We start from the raw sequence: 6385 nt of genomic DNA, 5'->3' as shown, positions 1-6385 counted from the left end.
ATTTTATCTATGTTCATATCAATTCCCCCTTATACCTTTATAGACTAATCTTTCGTCTAACAATACTACTTTGTCTTTATTAAATTATATACGCCATTAACATTATTTACAAATGTTAATGGCGTATATATATTCCTTTGCTAATCTTAAAGATACCATTCGGATAAATAAAAAAAAACATCTACTTATTGGTATGATTTTAGGATTTAGCACTAGTTTTCATGTTCTTTTAATAAAAGAATATACACAAAGTAAATCATTAATTTTAAAAGACATCGCAATTTATATAACCATAAATTGCGATGTCTTTTCTATCTACCTTAGATTATAAAAAATATAATTTTAAAGTTTACTTAGTGTTTAACATAGTAGGGCCAACTTTTGATGACGATACCCCACATATTGGCTATTAATTCATATTACCACTAATTTCTGAATTTTCACTTAATCCTCTATACTCCATACTTCCATGAATATAATCATCATTAAAAGTTGTTTTGTTATCAAGGTAATAACCACCTGAAGCTTGTGGACGATAGCTATAGGTATTTTGTTTATATTCAAATCTATCTCTATCAACATTATAAGTAATTGTAGTTTCTACTTCTACTTTATCACCAGCTCTTGGTGTATATATACCAAAATTAGAAAGAACACCCAATGTTGTACCGACAAGCCAACTTACTCCGAGTCCTAATAATCCCAACAATACAGTTAGCATATTTTGATCAGTTGTTGCTTCAAAACTGCTTACAATATGTGAATAAACCTTGTAATAAACAGCATATTTAACATCGCTCATAATAAATCTCTCCTTTATTTGTTTTATTTGTTTACATAATCCTTAATACTTGATTTGGATAGAATCAAACTATCCTTCAAACCATTCAACTTAATCAATACATTGATCGTTTTGTTAAATAATTTGGTTATAAAATTTAACTAACCGGCCGGATTGTTTCATCTTACAATATATAAAGAGGGTTTTAGGTTGAATATGTAAACCTGTATTTAAGATTTTTTAAAAATACATGTTTATGGGAGATATCACCACATAGCTCTCAAACTAAGATAATTCTATGAAAACAAAATCCCCCTATTTTTACAAATGGGGGGATTTTTAAATAGTAAAAAATCCCAATACAGATTAAATTATCTCTTGGGTCGCTGCAATTAATGACATTTCAGAAGGCGGAGACTTTCCTTCTGCCTCTCACAATATCACCTTCTATTAATATTTATGTTACATAAAAGAAGCTTATGGATAATTAACTATAATTTCTAAAATAATAAACATTTCCAGGTGCTTTTACCTACAATTCCATCAATCACTAATTTATTATTTCTCTGAAATTTCTTAACGGGGTATAGGTAGTAACGGAACCGAAAACGGCTATAATCATGTAAATAAATGGAATTAGAATTGAGACTATGTTTAACAATGTTGTTGAAATTCAAGAATACATTACTTATACCATCATATATATTTAATAATGCTTTAGGATGGAGATGTTATTTATGAAATTCAAATCAATAACAATGATACTAGAAATACTTTTATTTGTTGTTAGTGTGGCTGGATGTATAATGTTGTTTATGCAAATGGAATTACCAACAGCCATGTTAACAATAATTACAATGCTTTTAATTATTTGTAGCACTTTTGAATTTATAAAAACTCAAAAACTTCGAAAATTAGTATACCCCATAATTATAACTTATTTTTTGTAGGAATTCCTATTATTGGAAAATTTACAAGTAATGAAGTTTTCTTTCTGGGTTTTGCTGTATTAGGGTGTGTTATTACTATTATATTTGTTTATAAGGACTTAATAATAACCAACAAAGAAAAAGAATTACCACATTAAGAAAGATACTCAAGATTTTTTTGGTGCAGTCCTTTTTTATGTTTAAAATCAACACTATTCTTAAACATGACCAAAATTTAAATACCAATTCCACCACCGATAAAAATATATTTGATGATTGCTTATACATAAATAATGAGCTATCACCAGATATATTTTTTTAATATAGTTCATAAAAGTGTACCTTTTTAAACGGTATATAGAGCGTTCAATATATTTGGTTTTTATATTTTTGAACGTTCATATTAAATAATTGGTATTATCAAACGCTTGCTGTGAACACGTTAGGCTTATTGTAACCATATATTCACATGCTTATAGCCGATTACTGTTCCATTACTACCTATACGCCGGCTTACAACTCCATATAAAATAAAATAGTTGAAATTGTGTTTCTTATACAATGAATCCAAAAAATAACCCAAAAAGCAGAGAAGTTCTTTTTTTTATAAATTAAATATGAATATGCTAATAATAATCCTATTATAAAGCCATAAAAAATATATAAATAACTATAACTATGTGAAAATCCGAATATTAACGATGAAATTATAGCAATGATAATATTTTTTTCTTTAAAAATCTTAATAGAACTTAAAATTTCAATAATTCCATATTGAAAAATAAATGTTTCTACTATAGGACCTATTATAGAGGCAACTATAATAGTTGAAAGCAAGGATGCCTCCTTTATACTATCTGCTCCTCCCATTTGCCCTATGTATTTCTCATACAGATAAAATAGTGGTATAAATGGTATTATAACTAAACCTGTAACTAATACCATAATAATAATGAATTTCAAAGTAGATAACCCTTGAAAATAATTATTAATGTTTTTATAAATCCTTCTCATTATGTATTCCTCCTGATTGAACCTTCCTTAAATATAACATATATTCCATTTAAAAGCCTTGCGGTTTTAAACGGTAAAAAGCATACAACATAATAAGATGTTATCTTGAACCCAAAAAACATTTAGATCAAATGGTTTTTTTTAGTCTTGAACAACTTATATTTATCAATGCTCTATTGTTATTAGTGAATGTAATCCGCCTTAATACGTACAAATATTGCAAAGAGCACCATGTGAAGAACTTAGTGTTACTTTCACTATTAGCAGCGTTTTTTTAAATACTCTTCATTAAATCAAAAAACCTTCCTCCTTCTCCATATATATAAGTTAAAACCCCAAAGGAGGAAACACACTATGAACAAAACTCAAATAATAAAATCACTCACCACAGGTGCTCTACTATCCTACAAAAGATACAACACCCTCCCCTCTGTAACAATAGCTCAATCTATTTTAGAAACTGGCTGGCTAAAATATGTTAAAGGAAATAATATATTTGGAATCAAATGGACAAATGGCTGCGGATACGAATCTCAGGACTTCACAACTCATGAATATATAAAAGGAGTAAAAACCTTTATGGTATGCAAGTTTAGAAAGTATGATTCAATAACTGACAGCTTACTTGATCATGGAGAACTTTTAAGTATTGGTAGATACCGCGTTGTGATAGCGTCTAAGGACTACAAGGAGGCCAGCCATAATCTTTATAGATGCGGCTACTGCAGTGACTCTCAGTACCCCCAAAAGCTCATATCCATAATCGAACAAAACAAGCTTTATCTTTATGATCCTGTTCTTCGTGGCAAAACCCCTAATAATACATTAGAAAATATAAAGTATCTTCAAAGCGCTTTAAATAAAATGAAGATTAAAGATATTAATAATACTGCATTAGTAGTAGATGGAGCTAACGGTAATCTTACTACTGGGGCCGTTAAAAAGTTTCAGGAGATAGTAGGAATTGTTGCTGACGGGTTATATGGTCCAGCGACATTAAGTGCTATAGAAATCATTATGAAAAAGCCCACTACAAGTATTAATGGTAGTTCTAATAAGATAGTTACACGGTACCTTCAATATAGAGTTAAATCCAGTATTGATGGCATTTATGGACCTGCAACTGAGAGATGTATTAGAGAATATCAAAAAAATAATAAATTAGTAGCTGATGGAATTATAGGAAAAAACACCTGGCAAAGCTTACTCTCATAAAAAATTAAATAAAAAAACATTCCACCAAACCTTAGTGGAATGTTTTTATTATGCTACGTCAAATGTACTAACATCAGTAGTAACTACTACTTTTTCATTTATCATCTTATTTTTGCTAAATATACTACCGCATTCCATATAGGGCTGAAAACATGCCCTATACTCCACTTGGTGTAATTATAGCTCCTTTTACTGCACTTACAAAGTTTTTAAAAGCATTAGTAGTTGAAGTTTGTTTTTGGAAAAAAACTTTTCCTACTTTTAATGAATTGATAATATCGTCCATACTTCCTATGTGATCTTCATGTACATGAGTTCCAATTACGACATCAAGAGATTTAACCCCTTGTAATATATTTTTTACTCCCAGCCTAAAAGTTTTTTTTCTAAAGCTTCAAAATCATAAGTTCTCTGGTCATAGTTATTAAATGCAGCCTCTTTTATTTGAGGATAATAATTTTCTTCAATAGCTTTAATTACCCAACCTACTATATTATTTATTTTACCTTGGCTATCTGAAATTTTATACTTTGCTTTTATTAATTCTATATTTCCATTTGCAACATCTAAAATTTTTCTAGCTTCAATTGGTGTAACATCCTCTGAAAATATGTTTTGTACCTCTAAAATGTCTGAATCATTATCACTATCTATCGCGAGTTCCTCACACTTTGATGACTTAATTGAAAATCTAAGAGCTGTAACTTTATTCCCAGTCTTAACTTCCTCGTATTTAAACTTAATATCAGAATTATTATTTATTTCTACATGTGCTGGCTCTAATGCAAACCGCCTAAAATCAGAATATTTTTTATAACTTTTAGGGCATTGAAGCTTATCTCTAAGTACATCAAGATTGTCTATTCTCCACCCAGTGTCCTCATAGCTCTTTAAATAATAATAAAATCTTTTGCTATAAATACAACTAAAATTTAATGTATATTTAATGTGATAGTAAATCCTTTTTTTAACTTCAAGAAACATAGTTTTAAGTTCACTATCAATTTTTAGTAGAATTTTCCCTTCTTTATTTTTATAATGTATTTTAGAGAACCATGGATAATATATTTCTTCATTCTTTTCTTTATCTACTATTGAAAAACCCTTACCCTCAAAGGATTTTACTGCTTTCTTTAAATCACCGTAAATATTGTTCTTATCTTTAATATTATATAGCATTTTATATTTATTAATATCGATACTATATTCAACATTATGATCATCCTGAATTTGAGTAAATAACATATCCAAAATATCGTTTTGACGTGATGTTAAAGTAAATCTAGCTTCTATCACCGTGTCAGGTCTAACTGCTATTAGATCACCCTTTTTCTTCATATGTAATCCCCCTGTACAACCTTATTAACAATATTTTACCAAATGTTAAGGTGAAATACAATCACTAAATTCACCTTAAAAACAACGGTCATTTACTCACCTTAACAGTCATTTACTCACCTTTCAACGGTCATTTACTCACCCCACTACAGTCATTTACTCACCCCTTAACGGTCAATCTCTCACCTTTCAACAGTCATTTACTCACCTTTTGTAGCTGACAGGCGTTGGTATGAGAGTGATTAGAACACCCCTACTATACTTACTATACTGTTACTATACTTGTTACTATACAACAACTGCTGCTTTAACGGTCATTTACTCACCTTTCTCTTTTTTAAGTGATTTATTACTTATATTTTCTAATAATGTTATTATGCTATTAACGCTTCTTATCCAAATATGTTATCCCATTTAGAATAAGAAATATTGGACATTAGAGAAAGTACAGTAGTTTTGAAATAAAGTTTTTTAAAAAAGAAGACCAGGCATATATTACCTAGCCTAGTCTTCTTTGAATTGCTAAAAATTCTTATTTTTCATAATGTGTCTTACATTGAGCTATTTCAATCTGTTCATCTTCAATGCGGTATACCAAACGATTTTCACCATCAATTTTTCTACTCCAAAAACCCTGTAACTCATATTTTAATGGTTCGGGTTTTCCAATACCAGTATATCCGTTGCAATCTATATCTTTAAGAAGTTGATTAATTTTCTTTAATGTCCTCTTATCCTGTGACTGCCACTCAACATAATCACTCCAAGCCTCATCAGACCATACTTTCTTCATCTTCTACCTCAACAATATCGTGTGTTGTACCTTTTTTTTGATTAAGTTGATTGATAGATTTCTTCAAGTGTTCCATATTAGATTCATTATAAAACGTTTCACTTGCAGTAATTTCAAAAGGTATTTTACGTTCTCTGACAACTGCTTTTGCAAAAATAGTAAATGCGGTTGTCATGTTCATACCAAAATCTGAAAAAAGGATTTCTGCTTGTTTCTTTAATTCTTCATCAATACGAATATTAACTGTTTTTAGAGCCATAGTATCACTCCTTTCATTACATTATATACATTGTATAACAAAAAGTTGATTTTGTA

At 29.3% G+C, this 6385-nt stretch carries 9 protein-coding genes; 2 read left to right on the top strand and 7 right to left on the bottom strand.

Annotated elements, in window-relative coordinates; all coding sequences use genetic code 11:
• Positions 1-409: 409 nt before the first annotated feature.
• Both ACJAX4_RS21170 and ACJAX4_RS21165 read right to left on the bottom strand, forming a co-directional pair.
• On the bottom strand, positions 410-802 hold the full coding sequence (locus ACJAX4_RS21170) for a hypothetical protein (RefSeq protein WP_435791420.1): 393 nt from the start codon (positions 800-802) through the stop codon (positions 410-412).
• Between the two features lie 479 nt (positions 803-1281).
• Positions 1282-1458 carry a peptidoglycan-binding domain-containing protein gene (locus ACJAX4_RS21165; protein WP_435791419.1) on the bottom strand — a complete coding sequence of 59 codons (177 nt, stop codon included), beginning with the start codon at positions 1456-1458 and terminating at the stop codon, positions 1282-1284.
• Positions 1459-1518: 60 nt separating this feature from the next.
• Here ACJAX4_RS21165 and ACJAX4_RS21160 point away from each other — a divergent pair, with 60 nt between their 5' ends.
• Positions 1519-1731 carry a hypothetical protein gene (locus ACJAX4_RS21160; protein WP_435791418.1) on the top strand — a complete coding sequence of 71 codons (213 nt, stop codon included), beginning with the start codon at positions 1519-1521 and terminating at the stop codon, positions 1729-1731.
• Between the two features lie 492 nt (positions 1732-2223).
• Here the strand turns inward: ACJAX4_RS21160 and ACJAX4_RS21155 are convergent, their stop codons facing one another.
• Positions 2224-2724: a CPBP family glutamic-type intramembrane protease gene (locus tag ACJAX4_RS21155; RefSeq protein ID WP_435791417.1), complete on the bottom strand. Its 501-nt coding sequence runs from the start codon at positions 2722-2724 to the stop codon at positions 2224-2226.
• 354 nt (positions 2725-3078) lie between these two features.
• Between ACJAX4_RS21155 and ACJAX4_RS21150 the strand changes: the two genes are divergently transcribed.
• Positions 3079-3939 (top strand): glucosaminidase domain-containing protein, encoded by an 861-nt coding sequence (locus tag ACJAX4_RS21150; RefSeq protein WP_435791416.1) that lies wholly within the window; start codon positions 3079-3081, stop codon positions 3937-3939.
• A 157-nt stretch (positions 3940-4096) separates the two neighbouring features.
• Here ACJAX4_RS21150 and ACJAX4_RS21145 read toward each other — a convergent pair whose 3' ends face one another.
• From ACJAX4_RS21145 to ACJAX4_RS21130, 4 genes are all read right to left on the bottom strand, one after another.
• Positions 4097-4225 carry a hypothetical protein gene (locus ACJAX4_RS21145; protein ID WP_435791415.1) on the bottom strand — a complete coding sequence of 43 codons (129 nt, stop codon included), beginning with the start codon at positions 4223-4225 and terminating at the stop codon, positions 4097-4099.
• Between the two features lie 74 nt (positions 4226-4299).
• A complete protein-coding gene (locus ACJAX4_RS21140; protein ID WP_435791414.1) occupies positions 4300-5277 on the bottom strand; it encodes a replication initiation protein in 978 nt (325 codons plus the stop codon).
• A 532-nt stretch (positions 5278-5809) separates the two neighbouring features.
• Positions 5810-6070, bottom strand: a complete 261-nt coding sequence (locus tag ACJAX4_RS21135) for a Txe/YoeB family addiction module toxin (RefSeq protein ID WP_435791413.1) — start codon at positions 6068-6070, stop codon at positions 5810-5812.
• Positions 6051-6329 carry a type II toxin-antitoxin system RelB/DinJ family antitoxin gene (locus ACJAX4_RS21130; protein ID WP_435791412.1) on the bottom strand — a complete coding sequence of 93 codons (279 nt, stop codon included), beginning with the start codon at positions 6327-6329 and terminating at the stop codon, positions 6051-6053. Before ACJAX4_RS21130 ends, ACJAX4_RS21135 begins: the two co-directional genes overlap by 20 nt.
• Positions 6330-6385: the final 56 nt, after the last annotated feature.

Origin of the sequence: Clostridium sp., from assembly GCF_051278035.1 — a bacterium.
Taxonomy (GTDB): domain Bacteria; phylum Bacillota; class Clostridia; order Clostridiales; family Clostridiaceae; genus Clostridium_AD.
Note: the sequence above shows the minus strand (reverse complement) of the source record. Positions and strands in the feature narration are given on the sequence as shown.

What these genes read in the sequence shown, in the direction of transcription:
- ACJAX4_RS21170 (WP_435791420.1), bottom strand. Translation starts at nt 802, where the DNA reads ATGAGCGATGTTAAATATGCTGTTTATTACAAGGTTTATTCACATATT.
- ACJAX4_RS21160 (WP_435791418.1), top strand. Translation starts at nt 1,519, where the DNA reads ATGAAATTCAAATCAATAACAATGATACTAGAAATACTTTTATTTGTT.
- ACJAX4_RS21155 (WP_435791417.1), bottom strand. Translation starts at nt 2,724, where the DNA reads ATGAGAAGGATTTATAAAAACATTAATAATTATTTTCAAGGGTTATCT.
- ACJAX4_RS21150 (WP_435791416.1), top strand. Translation starts at nt 3,079, where the DNA reads ATGAACAAAACTCAAATAATAAAATCACTCACCACAGGTGCTCTACTA.
- ACJAX4_RS21145 (WP_435791415.1), bottom strand. Translation starts at nt 4,225, where the DNA reads ATGGACGATATTATCAATTCATTAAAAGTAGGAAAAGTTTTTTTCCAA.
- ACJAX4_RS21140 (WP_435791414.1), bottom strand. Translation starts at nt 5,277, where the DNA reads ATGAAGAAAAAGGGTGATCTAATAGCAGTTAGACCTGACACGGTGATA.
- ACJAX4_RS21135 (WP_435791413.1), bottom strand. Translation starts at nt 6,070, where the DNA reads ATGAAGAAAGTATGGTCTGATGAGGCTTGGAGTGATTATGTTGAGTGG.
- ACJAX4_RS21130 (WP_435791412.1), bottom strand. Translation starts at nt 6,329, where the DNA reads ATGGCTCTAAAAACAGTTAATATTCGTATTGATGAAGAATTAAAGAAA.